The 22,958-nt window shown below is 61.8% G+C and carries 19 protein-coding genes, 1 tRNA gene and 1 pseudogene; 9 read left to right on the top strand and 12 right to left on the bottom strand.

What is annotated here, in order from left to right; translation table 11 throughout:
* Positions 1-4 precede the first annotated feature (4 nt).
* The 3 genes from uvrB to coaE form a co-directional block, all read right to left on the bottom strand.
* The gene (uvrB, locus tag H0194_RS10770) at positions 5-2,128 is read right to left on the bottom strand and encodes an excinuclease ABC subunit UvrB (RefSeq protein WP_185175860.1); all 2,124 of its coding nucleotides are present in this window, start codon (positions 2,126-2,128) and stop codon (positions 5-7) included.
* 26 nt (positions 2,129-2,154) lie between these two features.
* Entirely contained in the window at positions 2,155-2,628 is a 474-nt protein-coding gene (locus H0194_RS10765; protein WP_185175859.1) for a DUF4259 domain-containing protein, read from the bottom strand.
* Between the two features lie 97 nt (positions 2,629-2,725).
* A complete protein-coding gene (coaE, locus tag H0194_RS10760; RefSeq protein WP_185175858.1) occupies positions 2,726-3,319 on the bottom strand; it encodes a dephospho-CoA kinase in 594 nt (197 codons plus the stop codon).
* A 76-nt stretch (positions 3,320-3,395) separates the two neighbouring features.
* Here coaE and H0194_RS10755 point away from each other — a divergent pair, with 76 nt between their 5' ends.
* Positions 3,396-3,542, top strand: coding sequence for a hypothetical protein (locus tag H0194_RS10755; protein ID WP_185175857.1), 147 nt, complete (start codon positions 3,396-3,398; stop codon positions 3,540-3,542).
* A 7-nt stretch (positions 3,543-3,549) separates the two neighbouring features.
* Here the strand turns inward: H0194_RS10755 and H0194_RS10750 are convergent, their stop codons facing one another.
* Positions 3,550-5,640 (bottom strand): glucose PTS transporter subunit IIA, encoded by a 2,091-nt coding sequence (locus tag H0194_RS10750; protein WP_185175856.1) that lies wholly within the window; start codon positions 5,638-5,640, stop codon positions 3,550-3,552.
* 253 nt (positions 5,641-5,893) lie between these two features.
* On the opposite strand from H0194_RS10750, the gene H0194_RS10745 reads away from it, so the two are divergent.
* Entirely contained in the window at positions 5,894-7,474 is a 1,581-nt protein-coding gene (locus H0194_RS10745) for an alanine/glycine:cation symporter family protein (protein WP_185175855.1), read from the top strand.
* Between the two features lie 152 nt (positions 7,475-7,626).
* On the top strand, positions 7,627-9,180 hold the full coding sequence (locus H0194_RS10740) for an alanine/glycine:cation symporter family protein (RefSeq protein ID WP_185175854.1): 1,554 nt from the start codon (positions 7,627-7,629) through the stop codon (positions 9,178-9,180).
* A 97-nt stretch (positions 9,181-9,277) separates the two neighbouring features.
* Here the strand turns inward: H0194_RS10740 and rpsA are convergent, their stop codons facing one another.
* On the bottom strand, positions 9,278-10,741 hold the full coding sequence (gene rpsA, locus H0194_RS10735) for a 30S ribosomal protein S1 (protein WP_185175853.1): 1,464 nt from the start codon (positions 10,739-10,741) through the stop codon (positions 9,278-9,280).
* A 283-nt stretch (positions 10,742-11,024) separates the two neighbouring features.
* On the opposite strand from rpsA, the gene H0194_RS10730 reads away from it, so the two are divergent.
* The gene (locus tag H0194_RS10730; RefSeq protein WP_185175852.1) at positions 11,025-11,462 is read left to right on the top strand and encodes an RDD family protein; all 438 of its coding nucleotides are present in this window, start codon (positions 11,025-11,027) and stop codon (positions 11,460-11,462) included.
* Here H0194_RS10730 and H0194_RS10725 read toward each other — a convergent pair.
* Complete coding sequence (locus H0194_RS10725) at positions 11,459-12,520, bottom strand: winged helix DNA-binding domain-containing protein (RefSeq protein ID WP_185175851.1); 1,062 nt, start codon at positions 12,518-12,520, stop codon at positions 11,459-11,461. The genes H0194_RS10730 and H0194_RS10725 overlap by 4 nt on opposite strands.
* The gene (gene polA, locus H0194_RS10720; RefSeq protein ID WP_246389187.1) at positions 12,504-15,149 is read right to left on the bottom strand and encodes a DNA polymerase I; all 2,646 of its coding nucleotides are present in this window, start codon (positions 15,147-15,149) and stop codon (positions 12,504-12,506) included. The genes H0194_RS10725 and polA overlap by 17 nt, the downstream gene beginning before the upstream one ends.
* 163 nt (positions 15,150-15,312) lie before the next feature.
* On the opposite strand from polA, the gene H0194_RS10715 reads away from it, so the two are divergent.
* The 5 genes from H0194_RS10715 to H0194_RS10695 all read left to right on the top strand — a co-directional run bounded on the left by H0194_RS10715 (position 15,313) and on the right by H0194_RS10695 (position 18,725).
* Positions 15,313-15,386 (top strand) — tRNA-Leu (locus tag H0194_RS10715).
* A 365-nt stretch (positions 15,387-15,751) separates the two neighbouring features.
* A complete protein-coding gene (locus H0194_RS10710) occupies positions 15,752-16,057 on the top strand; it encodes a hypothetical protein (protein WP_185175850.1) in 306 nt (101 codons plus the stop codon).
* Positions 16,058-16,942 carry an ABC transporter substrate-binding protein gene (locus H0194_RS10705; protein ID WP_185175849.1) on the top strand — a complete coding sequence of 295 codons (885 nt, stop codon included), beginning with the start codon at positions 16,058-16,060 and terminating at the stop codon, positions 16,940-16,942.
* On the top strand, positions 16,939-17,901 hold the full coding sequence (locus H0194_RS10700; RefSeq protein ID WP_185175848.1) for an amino acid ABC transporter permease: 963 nt from the start codon (positions 16,939-16,941) through the stop codon (positions 17,899-17,901). Before H0194_RS10705 ends, H0194_RS10700 begins: the two co-directional genes overlap by 4 nt.
* 59 nt (positions 17,902-17,960) lie before the next feature.
* Positions 17,961-18,725 carry an amino acid ABC transporter ATP-binding protein gene (locus H0194_RS10695; RefSeq protein WP_281382550.1) on the top strand — a complete coding sequence of 255 codons (765 nt, stop codon included), beginning with the start codon at positions 17,961-17,963 and terminating at the stop codon, positions 18,723-18,725.
* Between the two features lie 22 nt (positions 18,726-18,747).
* Here the strand turns inward: H0194_RS10695 and H0194_RS10690 are convergent.
* The 5 genes and pseudogenes from H0194_RS10690 to H0194_RS10670 all read right to left on the bottom strand — a co-directional run bounded on the left by H0194_RS10690 (position 18,748) and on the right by H0194_RS10670 (position 22,953).
* Positions 18,748-19,487 (bottom strand): annotated as a pseudogene (locus H0194_RS10690) (sulfite exporter TauE/SafE family protein).
* The gene (gene coaD / locus H0194_RS10685) at positions 19,488-19,958 is read right to left on the bottom strand and encodes a pantetheine-phosphate adenylyltransferase (protein WP_185175847.1); all 471 of its coding nucleotides are present in this window, start codon (positions 19,956-19,958) and stop codon (positions 19,488-19,490) included.
* Positions 19,955-20,515 (bottom strand): 16S rRNA (guanine(966)-N(2))-methyltransferase RsmD, encoded by a 561-nt coding sequence (gene rsmD, locus H0194_RS10680; protein WP_185175846.1) that lies wholly within the window; start codon positions 20,513-20,515, stop codon positions 19,955-19,957. Before rsmD ends, coaD begins: the two co-directional genes overlap by 4 nt.
* A complete protein-coding gene (locus tag H0194_RS10675) occupies positions 20,512-20,742 on the bottom strand; it encodes an acyl-CoA carboxylase biotin carboxyl carrier protein subunit (protein ID WP_185175845.1) in 231 nt (76 codons plus the stop codon). Before H0194_RS10675 ends, rsmD begins: the two co-directional genes overlap by 4 nt.
* A 45-nt stretch (positions 20,743-20,787) precedes the next feature.
* Positions 20,788-22,953: an ATP-dependent DNA helicase RecG gene (locus H0194_RS10670; RefSeq protein ID WP_185175844.1), complete on the bottom strand. Its 2,166-nt coding sequence runs from the start codon at positions 22,951-22,953 to the stop codon at positions 20,788-20,790.
* Positions 22,954-22,958: the final 5 nt, after the last annotated feature.

Raw genomic sequence — 22,958 nt, 5'->3', positions numbered from 1 at the left:
CATTCTAGATACCTGCTTCTTTTATACCCCGTAGCTCCTTGCGCAGGTCGGCGATTTCGTCGCGAAGTCGGCCCGCGAGCTCAAACTTGAGTTCCTTGGCGGCCGCGGACATCTGCGCGGTGAGGTCGTCGATGAGCTTGTGCACCTCGTCGGCTGCCATGGAACTGACGTCGTGCTTGCCGACGATCGCGGCAGGGTCACCGCCGACACCGTCACCGCTACTGCCGACACCTTCCGCGTCGAGGGCATCGGCGTTCTCGTAGACCTGGTCCAGGATGTCAGCAATCTTCTTGCGTAGCGGCTGCGGGTCGATCCCGTGCTCGGTGTTGTAGGCGATCTGCTTCTCCCGGCGACGTTCGGTCTCCTCGATGGCATTCTGCATGGACTCGGTGACCTTGTCCGCGTACATGATGACCTCGCCGGAGACGTTGCGGGCGGCGCGGCCGATGGTCTGGATCAGCGACGTCGTCGATCGCAGGAAGCCTTCCTTGTCCGCGTCGAGAATGGCCACCAGGGAGACCTCGGGAAGGTCGAGACCCTCGCGCAGGAGGTTGATGCCGACCAGGACGTCGTACTCGCCCAGGCGCAGCTGCCGCAGGAGCTCGATGCGCTGGAGGGTATCAATGTCCGAGTGCAGGTAACGCACGCGGATGCCATGTTCGAGGAGATAGTCGGTGAGGTCCTCGGCCATCTTCTTGGTCAGCGTGGTCACCAGGACGCGCTCGTCCTTGGCGGTACGGGTGCGGATCTCATCAATGAGATCGTCGATCTGCCCCTGCGTCGGCTTCACCGTGACCTTAGGGTCCACCAGGCCCGTCGGGCGAATGACCTGCTCGACGAACTCACCTTGAGCCGCCGCCATTTCGTAATTGCCCGGGGTTGCTGACAGGTACACCGTCTGACCCACGCGCTCCTCAAATTCCTCGAAGGTCAAGGGCCGGTTATCCACGGCCGAAGGCAGGCGGAAGCCGAACTCTACGAGGTTGCGCTTGCGCGACATATCGCCCTCAAACATGCCACCAATTTGCGGCACGGTGACGTGCGACTCGTCGATGATGGTGAGGAAGTCTTCCGGAAAATAGTCCAGCAGCGTCGCTGGCGCTGAGCCTGCCGGGCGGCCGTCGATGTGCCGCGAATAGTTCTCGATGCCGGAGCAGAAACCCACCTGCTCGATCATTTCGAGGTCATATTCCGTACGCATGCGCAAACGCTGAGCCTCCAACAGCTTGCCCCGGTTCTCCAAGTCAGCTAGGCGCTCGGCGAGTTCTTCCTTGATGTCCGCGATCGCCTTTTCCATGCGCTCTGGCCCTGCCACGTAGTGAGTGGCCGGGAAAATACGGACAGAATCCACTCGCTCCAGCACGTCGCCGGTGAGCGGGTGGATATAGTACAGCTCGTCCACGTCGTCGCCGAAGAACTCGATGCGGATGGCGCGTTCCTCGTAAGCCGGGATGATGTCCACCGTGTCGCCCTTGACGCGGAAGGTGCCACGAGTAAACCCCACGTCGTTGCGCTCGTACTGGATATCCACCAACAGGCGCAGGAAGCGATCGCGTTCCACTTCGTCGTCCACACTCAGCACGACGGATCGGTCTAGGTAGGACTGCGGAGTACCCAGGCCGTAAATGCACGAGACGGAGGACACCACGACGACATCGCGGCGCGAGAGCAGCGCCGAGGTCGCCGAGTGGCGCAGGCGCTCCACGTCCTCGTTGATGGAGGAGTCCTTTTCAATGTAGGTATCGGTCTGCGCGATATACGCTTCCGGCTGGTAGTAGTCGTAGTAGGAGACGAAGTATTCCACCGCGTTGTTGGGCAGCAACTCCCGCAGTTCGTTAGCCAACTGCGCCGCAAGCGTCTTGTTGGGAGCCATCACCAAGGTCGGACGCTGTTGCTTCTCAATAAGCCACGCGGCAGTCGCAGACTTTCCTGTACCCGTCGCGCCGAGGAGGACCACATCGCCTTCTCCCCTGTCCAGGCGCTCATCCAATTCCTTAATCGCAGCCGGTTGGTCACCCGCAGGTTGGTACTCGGAAACTACCTCGAATTTTCCCGACCTACGCTCCACTTCGCCCACTGGGCGGTGTTCGGAAACAGACAGGACGGGACGTTCAGCAGCAAAAGCCATGTTTCTAGCCTAGCGCTTTATCGCATCTACGCGCGTAGCTGCACGTGCGACGCCGCCTTCCAGGCGTGGAGGTAGTCCTTGCCCTTTTCCTCCCATTCGGCATATAGCCCCGAGACTGTAGAATCTGCGAGCACCGCTTCAAGTGCCTGCCGCAGCTGCTCGACTGTGCTGGGCGCAGCCAGCGACTCGAAACGGCGCGGGTTGACCTCCACCGGGAGTTTAAGTTCATCGGTGGAACGACCGTCGCTCACGCACTTGGCCAGGTGGGCCAAGGCGACGACCATGGCACCAGAATCAGCATCGAGGTACGCATCCCCGGTGGCGGTCAGCAACTCCCCGGCTAAGTCGTCGACGGTGATCTCCCCGGAGGCGATGTCCTGCAGCATGCCTACGGCCTCGGAGTTCTCGAAGGGCCCGACCTCAGTCAGCAGTTCAGAGGCACCGCGCTCCGTGGTGTCGGGTGCGGAGGAGTCCTGTGCATTGTGTTGGTCGTCACTCATGCATCCCCACCATACCGAAGTTTCGCTGGGCGCTGTCCTGGGTCCGGCGAGCGCTGTTTCCAATGCATGTGCAGCCGCCTCTGCCAAAACTAGGGTGCTACTGGCAAAGCTTGGCGACGATCTCATCCACTTGCGGCCCCAGGGCGGCAACGTCGCCGTTGTTGTCGATGACGTAATCGGCCACGGCGAGGCGTTCCTCGTCTGAGATTTGCGACGCAATGCGTCGTCGCGCATCGTCCTCACTCAGCCCCCGGAATTCCACGAGGCGCTGCACGCGAACCTCCGGGTCCACGTCAACGATGATAGTGGCGTCCATATCGCGGTGGATGCCATTGTCGACGAGCAACGGCACGTCGTAGACCGCGAACTCAGCACCCGAGGCCTCGGCCGCGGCGAATCGACGTGCGGTGTCCTCGGCGACGCGCGGGTGAGTAATCGCATTGAGGGCGGCGGTGCGATCCGGCGAGGCGAAGGCGCGCTCGGCCAGGGCTTGGCGGTTGAGGCTGCCATCGGCGGCGAGTACGTCCTCGCCGAACTCCGCGGCGATCTCCGCTAGCGCGGGCTGGCCGGGCTCGACGATGTCACGCGCAACCTTGTCCGCGTCGATGACAACGAAGCCCCGCTCCTCGAGTAGCTTCGCCACTGTGGATTTGCCGCTCCCGATACCGCCGCTAAGCCCAATCTTTTTCATGCCTTCCAAGCATATCTTTTTGTGCGCCCCCGGGGTATATTTAATCTGCTTATACCCCGCAGAAAGAATGTCCGCCATGACTCACTCACGACGTCGCCACGCAGCGGCGCTCATCGCCTCCAGCGCGCTCCTGCTGAGCAACTATGCGGCCCACACGGGAACGCCGCCCGCAGCAGAGGCAGCAGTGCCTCCGGCGGGCGGCGAGGATGTCGACCAGGCCTAGTAGCCGACTACGACGTTGCCGCGGTGGATCCTACGGCGGTGATCGCCTCTTCCTTGGCAGTGACGGTGATGACCGGCTCGCCAGCCAACACCTTGTCGTTGGGAGAACCCACAACATCGGCGAACTTCTTCGTGTTAGACACGAGAACCATGGTGGTGGCAGGGTAACCGGCCTTGGCAATGGCGTCGGTGTCGAAGGTAATGAGCTTGTCGCCCTTCTTCACCATCTGTTTCTTCTCCACGTGGGTTTCAAAGCCCTTGCCCTCCATCTTGACGGTGTCGATACCGACATGAATGAGCAGGTCAACCCCGTTGTCCAGGCGCAGCCCCACCGCGTGGCCGGTCTTCTGGATGGTGAGCACCTTGGCGTCGGCCGGGGCGTACACGGTGTCGCCAGTCGGTTCGATGGCGATGCCCTTACCCAGCGCACCGGAGGCGAAGGCATCATCGGCCACCTTGCTGAGGTCAATGGCCTTGCCGTCCATCGGCGAGGGAATATCGGTGACGGCACCTGACACTAGAGCGGCCTTGGTAGCAGCGCCAGCCGCGCCGACGGAACCAGCGGCGGTGGCGGCCGCGGCGTCGATACGCTCCTCCTCGGCCTCGTTGGCAGCAGCGCGCTCGGCGGCGATCTGGGCGCGCACCTCGTCGCGCTCTTCCTTGGAGCGGTAGTCCAGCACCACGGTGAGGATCAGCGAGGTGAAGAAGGCAACCGCAATGCCCAGCGAGTAGCCGGACGCCGGCTCCATCGCGGGGATGGTCAGCAAAGAGGTGAAGACGAAGGCGTAAGCCTTGACGTTGAAGATACCCATGACGATACCGCCGGCGAGACAGCCTGGGAGCAGACGGAAGTAGGTCTTACGGAAGCGCAGGAGCACGCCGTACAGGGACGGCTCGGAGATACCGCCCAACAGCCCGGCGAACATGCCGCCCGCGGAGACCTGACGCATAGCGCGGTTACCTTCCTTCATGGAGATAATCATGACGCCGGTGACCACGCCGAAGCAGGCGAAGTTCCACGCACCCATGGGGCCCTGGATGAAGTCGTAGCCCAAGGTATTGAGGTTCACAATCATGATCGCGTTGAGCGGCCAGTGCAAACCCATTGGCACCAAGAACGGGTAGAGCAGCGGAATGACGATCGCCAGCACAAATGGCGAGAAATCATTGACTGCATAGAGGAAGTTTGCGATGGCGTTGCCAATACCGATACCAAACGGACCCACCACGAAGGCGGTTAGCGGGATCATGATCAGCAAGGAGATGAACGGCACGAACACCATCTGCACGGCGCCCGGGATAATCTTCTTTAGGCCCTTCTCCAGGAAGAACAGCAGAATGGCTGCGAAGATAGGGGGGAAGACCTGTCCACCGTAGTCTTGGATGACCATCGGCAGGCCGAATACATCCGTAACGAAAGCAGTTTCGCCTTCGACAGCAGTAGCAACTTCGCGTGCGGTCTCCTTCATTCCCATGAATTCTGGTGTGAAAAGCGCGGCCGGGATGGCAGCACCTACCCATTCGTTGGCGCCCAGCTTCTTTGCTGCGGTGGCACCGACGAAGACCGGAAGGAAGTAGAACACAGAACGCCACATGGCGTGCATGAACTGGAAGGTTGGCGGCTGTTCCTCCATCGGGGCGCGGAACTCCTGAACGCCGGCGGTATCGAGGAGCACCAGGATGGTGATGATGAGCGACGCACCGAGCAGCGCCCACAGGACGGGCCGGAAGGTGTCCGACAGGAATTCGAAACAGTAGTCCACCCAGCTGTACTTGGAGCGGACGCCGCTGTACTCCTTCTTGCCTGGGGCCTTGTTCTCGTCGCCATCGCCGGCGACTGCTGACATACCGGGTTCAAGAGTCAGATCGTGGTAATACTCAGCCACGCCGCCGCCCATGATGACCTGCAGGCCGGTAGCGCCCTGCTTGACGACGCCCAGCACTGCGGGGTCTTTCTCGAGGGCGTCGACGTCGACCTTGCCCTGATCTGCCAGTTGAAAGCGCAGCCGGGTAGCGCAGTGCGTCAACGACGTGACGTTATCGGCGCCGCCGATTTCCTTGAGGATGTGCTGCGAGGTTTTGGCTGTTTTTGTAGCCATGGATGCACGCACCTTTCGTGTAGTTAAACCTAGGATTAACGATAAACCTCTCCCCTTGTTATAACCAACCACACCTGGTGATAACAAATATGTTTTATGCCACAGGCCAGCCACGTCGCGTCCCCATGTCGACCTGGAAAGTAATTTTTCGCGCTAATTTTGTGATTTATGCAATAATCCAGCACTTTGTGGGGTATAAATTACAACCAAGGCCCTGTAACCTTCAACACACTCCTGAAAACGAGGGATTTCCATGGACGGAATCATCACCACAATTAACAATCTTGTGTGGTCGCCAGCGCTAGTTTTCCTCTGCCTGGCGGCCGGAATCTATTTCACTCTCGCCACCCGCTTCCTCCAGGTGCGCTGCATCCCCGACATGGGGCGCCAGCTCTTTCGCGGTGAGAAGTCTGCCAACGGCGTTTCTTCCTTCCAGTCCCTCATGATGTCGCTGGCCGGCCGCGTCGGCGTGGGCAACATCGCCGGTGTTGCCACAGCCATCGCGTTCGGCGGCCCAGGCTCGGTGTTCTGGATGTGGACCGTGGCCTTGCTCGGCTCGGCCACCTCGTTCATTGAGTGCACCCTCGCCCAGATCTACAAGGAGCAGGACCCGGATACCGGCGAATACCGCGGCGGCCCCGCCTACTACATCGAGAAGGCCTACGCCCACACCAAGGCCCGCGGCTTCATGAAGTTCTATGCGGTCATTTTCGCCATCGACATGTTCGTGGCTACCTCCTACTTCCTGCCCGGCATCCAGGCTAACGGCGTCGCCGCCGCGGTAGAAAACGCCTGGGGCACGTCCACCCTGGTCACCGCAATTATCCTGGCCGCAGCCCTCGCAGTCATCATTATCGGCGGCGTCAAGCGCATCGCTACGTTCGCATCCCTTGTCGTCCCCGTCATGGCGGTTATTTACATTGTTATCGCCATCGTCATCCTGCTCACCAACTTGTCCGAGATCGATGACGTTTTCGCCCTCATCTTCCGCTCTGCCTTCAACATGGAGGCAGGTTTATCCGGCATGCTCGGCGTCGCCATCATGTGGGGCGTCAAGCGCGGCATCTACTCGAACGAGGCTGGCCAGGGTACCGGCCCACAACACGCCGCAGCTGCCGAGGTCTCCCACCCGGCCAAGCAGGGCTTCGTCCAGGCCTTCGCCGTCTACGTGGACACCCTGTTCGTATGTTCGGCTACCGCTTTCATCATCATCTCCACGGACATGTACAAGGTCTTCGAGGGCGAATCCGAGGACGGGGCGGTGCGCTATGCCGGTTCGCTTCCCGACGGCGTGGCAGTCGGCCCCGGCTTCGTTCAGTCTGCCCTTGACTCCTTTGTTTCTGGCCTAGGCCCATCCTTCGTCGCACTTGCTATCGCCTTCTTCGCCTTTACCACGGTACTGGCCTACTACTACTTGGCAGAAACAAACTTCGTCTTCCTAGCACGAAAAATCAAAAATAAGAACTACCGCCGAGCGTTCCTGTGGGTCTTGCGCGTTCTCATCGTGGTGTCCGTCTTCGTCGGCGCCACCACCAGCCCGGGCAACGCCTGGACGTTGGGCGATATCGGCGTGGGCACCACGGCATGGCTGAACATCATTGCCATCCTCATTCTCCAGGTGCCGGCGCTGAAGACTCTCAAGGACTACGAGCGCCAGCGCAAGGAGGGCCGCGAGCCAGACTTCGATCCGGCAGAAGTTGGCATTAAGAACGCCAACTTCTGGGCCGAGCGCAAGGCCGCACGGCTGGCGCTCGGCGAGGAGCCCGGCGCACACGTGGACCCCCTCGACGTAGCGGATAACGCAAACGCGACGAACCGAGCAGACAAGGCCTAAGCCACGTCCTCTTCCCTTCCCTCACCCGGCCGCAGCTTTATGCGGCCGGGTTTTACTTTATGCAGCTGTTTCTATAAAATGAATTCATCTTGCGGTTTTGACCGCAAGGTTTTTGCATTTATACATATTTTCCAGTCGAAAGAGACCCCGCTATGGAAGCAGCGATCAATACCATCAACGGTCTGGTGTGGTCACCAGCGTTGGTGCTCCTGTGCTTGGTCGGAGGACTGTACTTCACCTTCGCCACCAAGTTCTTGCAGATTCGCCATTTGGGCGACATGACCAAGCTACTCGTCGCCGGCGAGAAGTCCGAGAGCGGTGTCTCCTCCTTCCAGTCCCTCATGATGTCCCTGGCCGGCCGTGTGGGCACGGGCAACATCGCGGGCGTGGCTACGGCCATCGCCTTCGGCGGGCCGGGCGCCGTGTTCTGGATGTGGGTGATGGCCTTCTTCGGTTCGGCCACGTCATTCGTAGAGTGCACCCTGGCACAGATTTACAAGGAACAAGACCGGGATTCCGGCGAGTACCGCGGCGGCCCTGCCTACTACATCGAGAAGGCATACAAGCACACAAAGTTCGCGCCGCTCATGACGATTTTTGCCATCGTGTTTGCGCTCACCATCATCCCGTCGACTAGCTACTTCATGGCCGGTGTGCAAGCCAACGGCATCGCTTCCGCTATGAACAATGCTTGGGGAACCAATACTGCCATCGTGGGCATTGGCATCGCAGCGGTGCTTGCGGTCATCATCATCGGCGGCGTCAAGCGCATCGCCACGTTCGCCTCGTTGGTGGTGCCGGCCATGGCCACGGTTTACATCATCACCGCTTTGGTCATTCTGGCCATCAACTACCAGGACATCCCCCACGTCTTCGGGCTGATCTTTCGCTCAGCCTTCAATCTCGAGTCAGGCTTCGGAGGCATGATCGGCTCCGCCATCATGTGGGGCGTCAAGCGCGGCATCTTCTCCAACGAGGCGGGCCAGGGTTTTGGACCGCAGCACGCCGCGGCGGCAGAGGTCTCCCACCCGGCCAAACAGGGATTCGTCCAAGCCTTCGCGGTCTACATCGACACCCTGTTTGTGTGCTCCGCAACGGCCTTCATCATCATCTCCACCGACATGTACAAGGTCTTCGAGGGCGAATCCGAAGAGGGTGCGGTGCGCTACGCAGGTTCGCTTCCCGACGGCATCGAGGCCGGCCCGGGCTACGTCCAGGCAGGCCTGGACTCCGTGACGGCGGGCATTGGCCCCAGCTTCGTGGCCGTAGCGCTGGCGTTCTTCGCCTTCACGACGATCTTGTCGTACTACTACATGTCCGAAACCAACGTGACGTACCTGGGACGCTTCATCCACAACGCGACGGCACGCCGCGTCCTCACGTGGGCGTTGCGCATTATGATCCTCATCGCGGTCTACGTGGGCGCGGGCGCGACGGGCGCGGAGGCCTGGGCTCTCGGCGACATCGGCGCCGGCTCCGTCGCCTGGCTGAACATGGTAGCCATCCTCATCCTCCAGGTACCCGCCCTCAAGGCACTGAAGGACTACCGAGAACAAAAGGCTGCGGGCAAGGACCCGGACTTCAACCCCCCGCCCCTGGGAATCCGGAACGCAGACTTCTGGGAGGAACGCCACCAGGCGCGAATCGAACAAGGCATTGCCCCGGGCGAGGTAGTCAACCCGCTCAACACTGCATCCTCTCCATAACGACCAGAGATCACCAAAGGCCGATGGGACATCCCATCGGCCTTTAGTTCTGCGGCAAGTGTGCCCTCACCACTGGTGAGAACGCATTGCGTATGGCTTAGTTACCAGCCAGCTTGTCGCGCAGTGCAGCAAGCTGCTCGTCGGAAGCCAGGGAGCCGCCGGTCTCAGCCTCGTCTGCGGATGCCGGAGCTGCATCGTTGGACTCGGAGGAGTAGTTAGCGGAACCCTCGCCGGCCTCAGCAGCCTCAGCGGCAGCGGCACGGTTCTTCTCGATCTGAGCGGTGTGGAGCTGGAAGCGACGCTCAGACTCAGCGTAGCGGGACTCCCACTCCTGGCGCTGCTCGTCGTAGCCCTCGAGCCACTCGTTGGTCTCCGGGTCGAAGCCCTCAGGGAAGACGTAGTTGCCCTGCTCGTCGTAGGAGTCAGCCATGCCGTACTTGGACGGATCGAACTCTTCGGTGTAGTCCTCGTCTGCCTGCTTCACAGACAGGGAGATACGACGACGCTCGAGGTCGATGTCGATGACCTTGACCATGACTTCCTGGCCGACGCCAACAACCTGGTCCGGGACCTCCACGTGGCGCTGTGCCAGCTCGGAGATGTGGACGAGGCCCTCGATGCCCTCCTCGACGCGAACGAATGCGCCGAACGGTACGAGCTTGGTGACCTTGCCCGGGACGATCTGGCCCACAGCGTGGGTGCGGGCGAATACGCGCCACGGATCTTCCTGGGTTGCCTTGAGGGACAGGGACACGCGCTCGCGGTCCAGATCCACGTCCAGAACCTCAACGGTGACTTCGTCGCCAACGGTGACAACCTCAGACGGGTGGTCGATGTGCTTCCAGGACAGCTCGGACACGTGAACCAGGCCGTCTACGCCGCCCAGGTCGACGAATGCGCCGAAGTTGACGATGGAAGAGACGATGCCCTTGCGGACCTGGCCCTTCTGCAGCTGGTGCAGGAACTCGGAACGAACCTCGGACTGGGTCTGCTCCAGGAATGCACGGCGGGACAGCACAACGTTGTTGCGTGCCTTGTCCAGCTCGATGATCTTGGCCTCGAGCTCCTGGCCGATGTACGGATCCAGGTCGCGGACGCGACGCATCTCAACGAGGGATGCCGGCAGGAAGCCGCGGAGACCGATGTCCAGGATCAGGCCGCCCTTGACGACCTCGATGACGGTACCGGTAACAGGCTCTTCCTTGGCCTGCAGCTCCTCGATGGCGCCCCAAGCACGCTCGTACTGAGCACGCTTCTTGGACAGCATCAGACGGCCTTCCTTGTCCTCCTTAGTGAGAACAAGTGCGTCGATGACGTCGCCGACCTCGACGACCTCGTCGGGATCCACGTCGTGCTTGATGGACAGCTCGCGGGACAGGATGACGCCCTCGGTCTTGTAGCCGATGTCGAGCAGAACCTCGTCGTGGTCAACCTTGACTACGGTACCTTCAACGATGTCGCCATCGTTGAAGTACTTAATGGTCTGGTCGACTGCTGCGAGGAAGTCCTCAGCGGTTCCGATGTCGTTGATCGCAACCTGAGGGGTGTTAGAAGTGGGCATGTGTTAAATTGCTCCGAAATAGACATAGGAGATCGTAAATGGACATTGACGCATCTCTCAAAAATCCCGCGTTAAGCAGCACAAACGCCGCTAGACGGTGGTGATTATTTGATCCCACCGAAGCCACGGTCAGGCCCTCCTATTTCGACCCGAATCGCACTTCGGCATAGACACGCCCTCAACACCTTACATATGTGCAGCTAAAAGGGCAAATACCACGCCGAAGAACTTTCGCGCCGTGCCACCCACTGTCACCTGCCCGTGCCATGATGTAAGTATGAACGTGCGTTGGACCCCCCAGCTGAGCTCAAACCTTCGCCTCTTGGCGCGCCGCGCAGTCGGCATGTGGCTGGATATTTTCATCGCGAGCCTTATCCCCGTCCTTATTTATTGGCTGCTCATCGCCGTCGGCTCGCTCGCCGATCCCAATGCGGGTGTGTACGCGCTCACCTGGGCGACAGGCATCCTCGCCTTCGCTTACCGCGTCTGGTGCGAATCCCAGGGGCGGCCTTCCCTGGGCCACAATGCCACCAAGGTCGAGGTCATCGGCTCGAAGGATCTCGCCACGGCCGCGCAGCGCAACGCGTGGATCCTCCTGATGCCTATCCACGACGTCGTCGCCTTCATCGTCGCGCTCGGCATCTGCATCATGGTGCTCTTCAATCGCGCCCACGTTGGTGACATCTGGGCTCGTACGACGGTCATCGAGCGCGAGTACTAGCGGCTCCCCATCTTCGCCCCGCCCAGCGCGGCCGCGTGCGCGCGCCGCACCTTGGCGAGGGCGTACTTGGGCACGCCGAGGTCCTCTATCCCCTGCTTGGTCCACACTCCCCGAACTTGGCCGTCCACGACGATGGTCTTGCGGAACACTCCCATGTTCTTGGGCACCACCACCTCATGCATGTCCGGGGTCATCGCGAACAGACGGTCTTGATAGCCCAGAATGTATTCGTCGAAGGCGCCGAGCAGGTGGACGCTTTTCGACGTCCCTTCCAGCCCCACCGGTGCCATCTCCGGCTCCCCGTGGGTCCCGCTTGCCACAGTGCTCCACTCGATGTCCGCCGGGAGGTGCCGGGCGGCCGCACGGATGAGCTTCAGCGGCAGCTTGGTCCACCACGCAAAGTCCCGCACCGTCACCGGACCATGGGAGCGCACGTAACGGGTCAGCAGCTCTGTAGTGGCCGCCACCCGGTCGCCATTAAACGCAGCGTCCAGCCCCGGCGACGAGGCATCCTCCGGGAAGGCGGTGATCTGCTGATCTACGCCTTGGTAGACCACCACGTTGTCTTCAAGCAACTGGCGCAGCACCCGGTATGGGATAGCCTCCGGGAGCAGCTCCTCCACCAGTGCTTTAAATTCCTTACGGCTCATCGGCTGACCATGCGCGAGCACCGCGTCCCGAACCGGGCCGATCTCATCGTGCTGCGTTGGCTTCACGCACAACTCGCTAATCCAACGCAGATCGGCACGGTGGCTCAGAAAAACCGTGCTCCGCATCGGGTAGCCGCGCACGAGAGCGCCGGACGCCAACGCGGCGTCGACGAGCTCGCACCGCAGTCCTACGTTTGTGCCGGCGGTGCGCAACGCCACACTGCGATAGACGCTGGCAAAATCTTGTCCCTGCATGACGCCAAAGGCCCGCACAGCGTCCTCCGGTGAGTCCCACTTGGCGCCGTCCAGGCCCTGAGCGCTCAGCCGCAGACGCGCCTTCTCCCTGCGCGCTGCCGCACTACCGGAACCCGCCCGGCTGGCAGAGCCAGAACTAGTGGGCCGCGGCATCCCAGTTCTTTCCTTCGCCCGCGGACACCTCGAGTGGCACGGAGAGCGTGATCGCGGAGTCCATCTCCCGTTCGAGGATGTCGCGCACAGTCTCTAACTCGCCCGGAGCGACTTCGACGACGAGTTCGTCATGCACCTGCAGCAACACCCGCGACTGTATGCCGTCGGCCTCGCGCAGTACACGGTCCACACGGAGCATCGCCACCTTGATGATGTCAGCGGCCGTACCCTGAATCGGCGCATTGAGCGCAGCGCGCTCAGCGTTCTCGCGCGCCACGCGATTATCAGACATGAGCTCCGGCAGGTAGCGACGACGGCCGAACACCGTGGAGGTGTAGCCGTCCTTGCGGGCCTTATCCACGACCTCATCCAAGTAGCGCTTCACACCGCCGAAGCGCTCGAAGTAGTTGTCCATGATGCCCTTGGCCTCCCCGGCCGGGATACCCAGCTGCTGCGAGAGGCCAAACGCGGACAAGCCGTAGACCAGACCGTAAGACATGGCCTTCACCCGGCGGCGCAGCTCCGGGGTCACTTCGTCCACCGGCACCTCGAACACCTTCGAACCGACGAAGTTATGCAGGTCCTCGCCGTCTTTGTACGCCTGGATGAGGCCCGGATCTTCAGACAGGTGTGCCATCACACGCATTTCGATCTGCGAGTAGTCGGCGGTGAGCAATGTCTCGAAGCCCTCGCCCACCACAAAAGCCGAACGAATCTCCCGACCAGCCGCTGTACGTACCGGGATGTTCTGCAGGTTCGGATCGGTCGAGGACAGCCGGCCCGTCGACGCCACCGTCTGGTTGAAGGTGGTGTGAATCCGGCCGTCAGGCTGAATCGTCTTGATGAGACCTTCGATGGTCGTCTTCATCTTCTGGAACTCACGATGCGCCAACAGGTGATCCAAAAACGGGTGCGGATGCGTTACCGCGAGCTGCTCGATCTCTTTCGCCGCGGTGGAATAGCCAGTCTTGGTCTTCTTCGTCTTCGGCATGTCAAAGGTCTCAAACAGCACTACTTGCAGCTGCTTCGGCGAGTTGAGGTTGAGCGAATCATCGCCGGCCAGCTTCCGAGCCTCCTGCTCCTGCTCGGCCACCTTATCCACGAAGACCTCCAGCTGCCGCTCGAGAACCTCCTGGTCCACAGCGATACCGGTGTGTTCCATCTCCGCCAGAATGCGCACCAGGGGCAATTCCAGATCGGAGTACAGCTCGAAGGAATCGATTTTTTGCAGCTGCCGCGTTAGCTCAGCCGCCAACTCCTGGATGGCCGCGGCTGAATCCACCAGCGACCTATCGTCCAGCAAGGACATCTGTTCGCTGGCACCAGACAGTGTTTTCTTCAAGTGGCGCTGGTACACGTCCGGCAGCTCATAAGTGCGCTGCCCCGGCCGCAACAGGTACGCAGCAATCGCGGTGTCATGGGCGATACCGTCTAACTCCACACCCCGTCCCCGCAGCATGTGGTAGGCGGCCTTCGCCTCATGGAACAGCTTCGGGATCGGCGCGGCCAGCCATTGCGCCAGCGCGGCGTCGTCCTCCGCGGACAACTCCCCCAGTTCCAGCTGCACGCCGTGGTAATCTGCATCGACCAGCGCAATTGCCGCGGCGTCACCACGCGCCGGCTGGCCGTTGCCCTGGACGAACACCGCGACGCCGCGCTTGTCACCCAACCAGGCCGCCAACTCGCCGTCGCCAAGCTCATCAAGGACGACGCCATCCTCACCGGGACCGGTCTCCGAGCCGTGGCCATCAGCACCGCCGCCCTCGGGCAGAGCCCCACCATCGTTGGGGATGACGGCCAGAACCCGCTCGCGCAGGTTGCCGCCGAATTCCAAATCATCGAACTTCCCCGCGATATCAGACACAGTCGCGCCCTTAAACGCGAGATCGTCCGGGCCGACCTCAAGTTCCATGTCCGTCACCATCTGCGTCAGCTCGCGGTTGAGCTGCACCTGGTCGAGGCGCTCGCGCAGCTTCTCGCCCACCTTGCCCTTCACCGCGTCGGCGTTGGCCACCAAATCGGCCAAGGACCCGTACTGCACAATCCACTTCGTCGCGGTCTTCTCACCCACGCCCGGGATTCCGGGCAGGTTATCCGAAGGGTCTCCTCGCAACGCCGCGAAGTCCGGGTATTGGACCGGGGTCAGACCATATTTTTCCTCCACGGCCTCCGGGGTGAAGCGGTGCAGGGTGCTCACGCCGCGCATCGGGTACAACACCGTCGTGGTCTCATCCACCAGCTGCAGGTAGTCACGGTCACCGGTGACAATTAGGGTCTCGTAGTTACCGCTTGCCGACGCCTGCGTGGCCAACGTCGCCAAAATATCATCAGCCTCGAAATTCTCTCGTGACAACGTCGTAATCCCCAGGATCTCCAGGACCTCACGGATGATGGTGACCTGCCCCTTGAACTCCTCCGGCGCGGCCTCGCGCTGCGCCTTGTATTCAGGGAACTTCTCCGTGCGGAAGGTCTTGCGCCCAACGTCAAAAGCCACGGCGATAGAGTCCGGCTTCTCCTCGCCCACGATGTTGGCCAGCATGGACAAGAAACCGTAGATGGCGTTAGTGTGCTGGCCGCCCGACGTGGAGAAATTCTCCACCGGCAGGGCATAGAAAGCACGGAAGGCCATGGAGTGGCCATCGATGAGCAACAGACGTGGTTTCGAGCTATTTTCAGTCACGCTTCCCCATCCTAAGCGCACGCCGGACATCAAGCCCACAGGCCCCACCCACGGCCAAAGTCCAGCCGATTATTTATCCCACGCCACCATGCGCTAATATCTACCTCACAGCGCCCCTGTATCCCAATTGGCAGAGGAAACGGATTCAAAACCCGTGCAGTGTGAGTTCGAGTCTCACCAGGGGCACAACTGAACCCCCTTCACCATGATTTTTGCACCATGGCGAAGGGGGTTTTCGCTATTTCATAGCGAAGGTGAAACGCGCCAGCTCACTCAAGAGAAACCACCTAGATTCCACAATACTCTCGTAAGTCAGCCGCAATCTCGTCCAAGCGGGAGGCATGTGGGGACTCCAGGTAGCACTTGAGCCTGGGCTCAGTGGCAGATACAGCCAGATACACCACTTCCCAGGACGTGACCGAAAAATTCGCCTGCGCCATTCAAAAGTGAATAAAGCGCATGAATTATTCGCACCAAAATGAATAAACTTGGTTGCCGTGCAAACAATACGCTAATTTTGGTGGGTACCTTACGCAGACAAAGGAGCAACGATGAATCGACGACGTAGCGCCGCTGCCGTGGCAACGACCGCTTCCCTCGCCCTGGCGCTTGGCCTCGGCAGCACCGCGCAGGCCGCAACGGCCCAGGCTGATGTGCGTCGTGACGTCGCCACCGCCCTCACCGCAGTGCAAGGCTCCAGCAAGCAGCTGGGTACGGGTTCGTCGAAGGCCACAACCGTAGCCGCCAACGCCAAGCCCGAGCAGATCGCCGGAGCCGTGGCAGCAGACCTCGTTCTTGGAGTTGTCCTGGGCAGCCTCTTTTCCACCGTGTATTCCACTATCGCAAAGAAACTATAGATGAAGAAGCTATTTAACCGCACGGTCGCAGGGACGTCGGCAAGCATTATATGCGCCGGTCTCCTGCTCACCGGATGCGTCACCAACGTCGAAGAAGCCCGGCCGGAGGGCTGGCAGAAGGTCGAGGTGGAGAAGGTCCCCGAGATCGCGGCGATGTACAACGACGATGACGGCGTGCTGCGCGTAGCGGCGAACCCGCCGTTCGCACCCTTCGAGCTCAAGGACCACAACGGGCAACTCGTGGGGCTAGAGATCGAGCTCGCGAACGCCGTCGCTAATGTCCTCGGCCTCGAATTCGAAGCCCAGGAGCAGGAGTTCTCTCTCATCCTGCCCAACGTGTCCAACAAGACACTCGACATGGGCGCTTCCGGGTTTACTGACACCCCGGAACGCCGGGAGAACTACGACTTTGTCAACTTCCTCTATGCCGGCATCCAGTGGGCGCAGCAGACCGGCGAGCCTGTTGACTCGTCCAATCCTTGCGGCCTGACCGTCGCGGTGCAACGCACCACCGTCTCCGAGACAGACGACCTCATCCCCAAGAAGGAGGCCTGCGGCGGCGACCTTGAGATCCTGGCCTACGACACCGCAGACAACGCCGCCCTCGCTGTCCTCACCGGACGCGCGGACGCGATGTCGGCGGACTCCCCCGTCAGCGCTTGGGCGGTCCAGCGTTCCGAAGGGAAGATGGAGCTGACCGGCGAGAACTTTGACGCCGCGCCCTATGGTTTCGCGGTGCGTCAAGGCGATGACTTGGGACCCGCCGCCGCGGCAGCCATGCAGCACCTCATTGAAACCGGTAAGTACGAAGAAATCCTCGCCCAGTGGGGCGTGTCCGAGGGCCTGATTGACGAGGCCATGATTAACGAAAGGCCCATCAAATGAGCACCAACTCCACCGCAACCAGCGCAGCGGAATCGCACAGCACCAACGAACCCGCAATGATCCAGGCAAAGCCGGTACGGCACCCCTGGCGTTGGGTGTTCGCCGCAATTTTGCTGGGCCTTGGCCTCTGGTTCGTTATCTCCGCAGCCGGCAATGAAGCGTACGGCTGGGATACCTATTTCAAGTACCTGCTGGATACCCGCATCGCCACCGCGGCTCTGCACACTATCGCGATCACGCTGTTGGCGATGATTATCGGCGTGGTCGGTGGCGCTGCCCTCGCAGTGCTGCGCATGACACCGAACCCGGTGCTGCGCGCCATCTCCTGGCTATTCCTCTGGATCTTCCGTGGCACCCCGGTGTACGTCCAGCTGGTGTTCTGGGGGCTGGCCTCGGCTCTGTACCAGTCGATCAACCTCGGCTTTACGGAAATCTCTCTGGAGGGAGTCCTCACCAACGCCTTCCTCCTGTCGGTTATCGGCTTGGGTCTTAACGAGGCCGCTTACATGGCAGAAATCGTGCGCTCCGGTATTTCTTCGGTGCCTGAAGGTCAGAAGGAAGCTTCCAAGGCCCTTGGTATGGGCTGGTGGATGACCATGCGCCGCACCGTGATGCCACAAGCGATGCGCATCATCATTCCGCCGACCGGCAACGAGTTCATTTCCTTGCTCAAGACCTCGTCCTTGGTCGTGGCCATCCCTTACACCCACGAGATCTTCGGCCGCTCCACCGACATCGCCGCGGCTTTGTTTGAGCCCATTCCGCTCTTGCTGGTGGCCGCCACCTGGTACTTGGTCATCACCTCCCTGTTCATGGTGGGCCAGCACTTCCTGGAGAAGCGTTTCGAGCGTGGTGCGAACCGTGAGCTCACCGGCCGCCAGCTGGCGGCGCTGGCCGACGCCGAGGGCACCATCCCCCGGAACGTCACCGTCATCCCCGATGTACAGCAGCGCAAATAGGCTGCACCGCTGAGTGTCCCATCGCTACACGCCACGATTCTTCAAAGGAAAGCATCTCCATGACAACCCCTATGATTTCCGCACAAAACGTGCACAAGTCCTTCGGCCAGCTCCAGGTGCTCAAGGGCATTGACCTCGAGGTTATGCCCGGCGAAGTGGTCTGCCTTCTTGGCCCGTCTGGCTCCGGCAAGTCAACGTTCTTGCGCTGCGTCAACCACCTAGAAAAGGTCACCGCGGGCCGCCTTCACGTGGACGGCGAGCTCATCGGCTACAAGGAAAAGAACGGCACCTTGCACGAGATCTCCGAGAAGGAGGCCTCCAAGCAGCGCCTGAACATCGGTATGGTGTTCCAGTCCTTTAACCTCTTTAGCCACCGCACCGTCATCGAGAACCTCATCGAGGCCCCGGTTCAGGTCAAGGGCGAATCAGTCGATGCCGCCACCAAGCGCGGCATGGAGCTCCTCGAGCTCGTGGGCCTGGCACACAAGGCGGATGCCTACCCGGTGCAGCTGTCCGGAGGCCAGCAGCAGCGCGTGGCCATCGCGCGCGCGGTGGCTATGGATCCGAAGCTCATGCTTTTCGACGAGCCGACCTCCGCGTTGGACCCCGAACTCGTGGGCGAGGTGCTGCGCGTGATGAAGCAGCTCGCCGCGGACGGCATGACCATGCTCGTGGTCACCCACGAGATGGGCTTTGCCCGCGAGGTGGCGGACAAGATCGTGTTCATGGACGGCGGCAAGGTCATCGAATCCGGCACGCCCGAACAGGTTCTGGACAACCCGCAGCACGAGCGCACGAAGGCGTTTCTGTCCACGTTGCTGTAGGAGAGCTGAGCACACAGCGTCGCTAGAGCATGACGACGCCGCGGAATACCGCATAGGCCGCACCCGCGGCGGCAACGCTCAGCGAGAGCTTGCCCGCCACCTCCCGATCCACGCGGCGGGCAAGGCGTACGCCTGAGGTGATGCCGATGGCCATGCCGACGATGGCGGCGGGCCACATGAGCCAGTCCACCTGGCTCATGTCGCCCGCTCCCGTGGCGATCTTCATGGCAAAAGAGATAGCGCCGGCCACCATGAAGATGGGCTGCAGCGTCGCGGCGTACACGCGCTGCGGCCAGCCCGCGGCCTGCGCGTAGACGGTGATTACTGGCCCCGCGATGCCCGCGAGCGTGTTCGTGAAGCCGCCGAGGACGCCGGCGAGCAGGGCGGGCCAGGTGCCACGGGGCGTCGGCACGTATTTCTTGCCAAAAGTCACCACGCCGAGCGCGACCAACAGGGCCCACCGACGATGATGAGCAATGGCGCCGTGGGGGTGGTGGCCACGAGCCACGCCGCAGGGAGCGAGCCGAAGATGAGCACGGAGCAGATGAGTCGCCACTTCTGCCAATCCACGTCCGCACGCACGGTGAGAGTGGTGGCCGCCGCGTTGACCATGGCCAAGATATTGACCACCATGATGCCCTCTACCGGGCCCAGCATGACGGTCAGCACAGGGCCCGCGATGAGCCCGAGGCCCATGCCGGAGACGCGCTGCATGCACGAGCCCACCGCCACGATGGCGAGGACGGCCAGGACGATAAACACTTAGGCGAATTTCTCCTTGATCGCCGCCACGACAGGATCCGGAAGCAGGCCGGAAACGTCGCCGCCGTACTTGGCCACTTCCTTGCAGAGCGAGGAAGAAATATAACCGTACTTCTCGTTGGTCAGCAGGAACACGGTGTCAATGCCAGACAGGTGGCGGTTCATCTGCGCCATGGGAAGCTCGTACTCATAGTCCAACGAGGAGCGCAGCCCCTTGACCAAGGTAGAGACGTCGTGCGCCTTGGTGTAATCCACCAGCAGCCCGGACCACCAGTCCACCTTGATGCGGGTATCGGTGACCTCGCGGATGAGCTCCACGCGCTCCTCCACGGTAAACAGCCCGGAGTTTTTCTGCGGGTTGCCGGTGACGAGGATGGTCACGTCGTCGAAGAGCTCGGTCGCGCGATTAAAGATGTCCAAGTGACCCAGGGTGACGGGATCAAAGGAACCGGGGCACACTGCTTTAGTCATGGACGTGAGTATAACGCCATATCCATGCGGGCGATCCCGAACGTCCGCTTTTTTAGCTTCTGTCCAGTGGGCTCGAACCCGGCCGTCCACTCGGTGTGCGGGGAATCCACGTGGCGTTCGATGACCACGATGGCCTCGTCGGCAAGGACTGGCTCAATGGCGGCCACTAGCTCGTCCACCGCACCGAACTCGTACGGCGGATCCGCCAACACCATGTCGAAGTAGCCGCGCGGCGCGGACGCTAGGTAGGCCGACGCCTTCATCTGGTGAATCTTTACGTTGGGGTGGCGCACCACGCCAACATTGTGCTGCATGATCTTCACAGCTTCCGCGCTGTCATCGACCAAGACCACTTCGTCAGCGCCGCGGCTCGCGGCTTCCAGGCCCAACGCTCCGGAACCGGCGAAAAGGTCCAGAACCCGGATACCTTCGAAACCGAATCGCACCTGCAAGGAGGAGAAGAGCCCTTCGCGGGCGCGATCGGCGGTGGGCCGAGTGCCCTGCTGCGGCACCTTAATGGTCCGGCCGCGTGCTTCGCCGGAGATAATGCGGGTCATAGGGGTTGCTCCAGGCCTGTGTCAGCGAGGCGTAGGAGGACGTCACCGCCGGACACGCTCTCAAAGTCGGCGTGCGCCACCGACTCCACGACGCCGGGGCCAGGAGCTACGACGGGGGCTTCGAGCTTTGTAGCCTCCACGGTGGCCAGAGTCTGCCCCACTGCCACGTGCTCACCCGGGGCCACACTGAACCGGACTATTCCGGCAAACGGCGCACAAAATTCCATGCCTATTACTGTAGTGCACCCAATACAACACGCGAAGACGCCCTGTTAGCTCTTGTCTAGGTACTCCTGCTCGGTCGCCGTGAGGTCCGAAACCAGCTTCGTTGCGGCGTCGGGGTTAACCACCACGAGCTGCGCCGCCACGCCGTGGGCGGCCTCGATAATCGCGGCGTCGGAACGCAAGTTCAACAGGCGCAGCGTGCGGTGCGTGCCGGATTGGGCGGTGCCGAGCACGTCACCTTCCTGCCGGTCCTGCAGGTCCAGCTCCGCGAGCTCGAAGCCATCGCTGGTGGCGGCGATGTCTCGGATGCGGTTAAACGAAGTCGAGCCCACGGGAGCCAGGGTATGGAACAGGCACAGCGACGCGTTGCCACCTCGGCCCACGCGACCGCGCAGCTGGTGGAGCTGAGAGACACCGAAGCTCTCCGCCTCACGGATCAGCATGACCGTAGCATTGGGGACATCCACGCCCACCTCGATGACGGTGGTGGCAACGAGGACGTCGTAATCTCCTGCCGCGAAATCCGTCATGACGGCGTCTTTGTTCGGCATCCGTCCATGCAGCACGCCGATGCGCAAGCCCTTAAGCGGGCCCGTCGCCAGGTCCGCAGCGATCTCTTCCACGCCGCCGTCGCCCTCGATGCGCGGGCAGACCACGAACGCCTGGTGGCCCGCGGCGACCTCTTCGCGGATGCGCGCCCAGGCGCGCTGCACCCAATTCTCCCGCTCGTCCGGCACCACCGAGGATTGAATCGGTTTGCGCCCACCGGGCAGCTCGCGCAGCGTGGACACCGCGAGGTCTCCAAAGACGGTCATTGCAATGGTGCGCGGGATCGGGGTCGCCGTCATCACCAACAGGTGCGGGGTCAGCTGCCCCAAGGCCTTCTCCCGCAGGCGGTCGCGCTGCTCCACGCCGAAGCGGTGCTGTTCGTCCACCACCACGAGGCTCAAATTGAAGAACTCCACCGAGTCCTGAATCAGTGAGTGCGTGCCCACCACAATATTCGCCTCACCGGAGACAATATCCAGCAGGGCCTGACGTTTTTCTGCCGTCTTCATCGAGCCCGTCAGCAGCACCACGTTGACGCCCGCGGGCAGGGAGCTGCGTAGCGACGTCGCGTGCTGCGAGGCCAGCACCTCGGTCGGCGCCAGGAGGGCCGCCTGCGAACCCGCGTCGACCGCCTGGAGCATCGCCAGGGCGGCCACTATGGTCTTGCCGGAGCCAACCTCACCCTGCAGCAAGCGTGACATCGGTGAGGAGTCTTCCAGGTCTCCGCCGATCTCCTCGACCACCTGCTGTTGCCCAGCAGTGAGCTCGAAGGGCATGGTGGCGAGCATCGCCGCCCGGAACCCATCGCGGCGCGGCACCAACGGCGTAGCCACCCGCGCGGCCGCGTCCGCGCGTCGCAGCTCCATCACCGTGGCCACCGCCAGCGCCTCGTTAAACTTCAAACGTGTCAACGCCGCCTGCGGCCCCTCGGGGCCCGGCTCGTGGGCGCCGCGCACCGCGGCGTCGAGGCTCAGCAAGGGTCGGGGCAGGCCGTCACGCTCCACGGGGATACGGGGCAGCTCCACGTCACCCTCCGTGACAAGGGGATCCAGCGGGTCGGGTACCGGCGGCAGAGTCTCGAGTACTCGGTGCACCGCGCCCAACAGGCGCCACGACGTGACCTGTTTGGTGGCTGGGTAGATGGGGAGCCAGTCTCGGTCGTAGAGGATGTCCTCAAGCTCGCCAAAGGACGCCAGGGCGCGCAGGCTACCCGTGGCCTTGTCCGGCGTCGGCGTCGTCGCCCCACCCTGGGCACCCAGCACGAAGAAGTCCGGGTGTTGCAGCTGGACGTTGCCGCGGAAAAACTTGACCTTGCCCGAAAACATCGCGCGTACCCCGGCACACAACGAGCGCCGGGCCCACGGGGTGTTGAAAAAGCTGACGCTCACGCCGTTGTCCAAGTGGACGTTGAAAATCTCCAGATTTCGTCCGCCGCGGGCCGTGGTGTGCCGCGTATTCGTGCTGGTCACGGTGGACACGATGGTGACGATGTCACCTTCGTTGGCACCATCCAAGTCAAGGCCGAGCCCGTGACGGACATATTTGCGGGGGACGTGCTGCAACAGCTCATCGCACGTCGTGTAGCCGAAGGCCTTCTTAAGCGCCTTCGCTTCCTTATCCGGCAGAACGCTACTCAGCGTCCGTTCGTCATGCCACCCCAGCATCCCGG

The organism is Corynebacterium incognita, from assembly GCF_014217255.1.
In the GTDB taxonomy this organism is placed as follows: domain Bacteria; phylum Actinomycetota; class Actinomycetes; order Mycobacteriales; family Mycobacteriaceae; genus Corynebacterium; species Corynebacterium incognitum.
The sequence above is the reverse complement of the archived record's forward strand: the minus strand, read 5'-3'. Positions and strand labels throughout refer to the sequence as shown.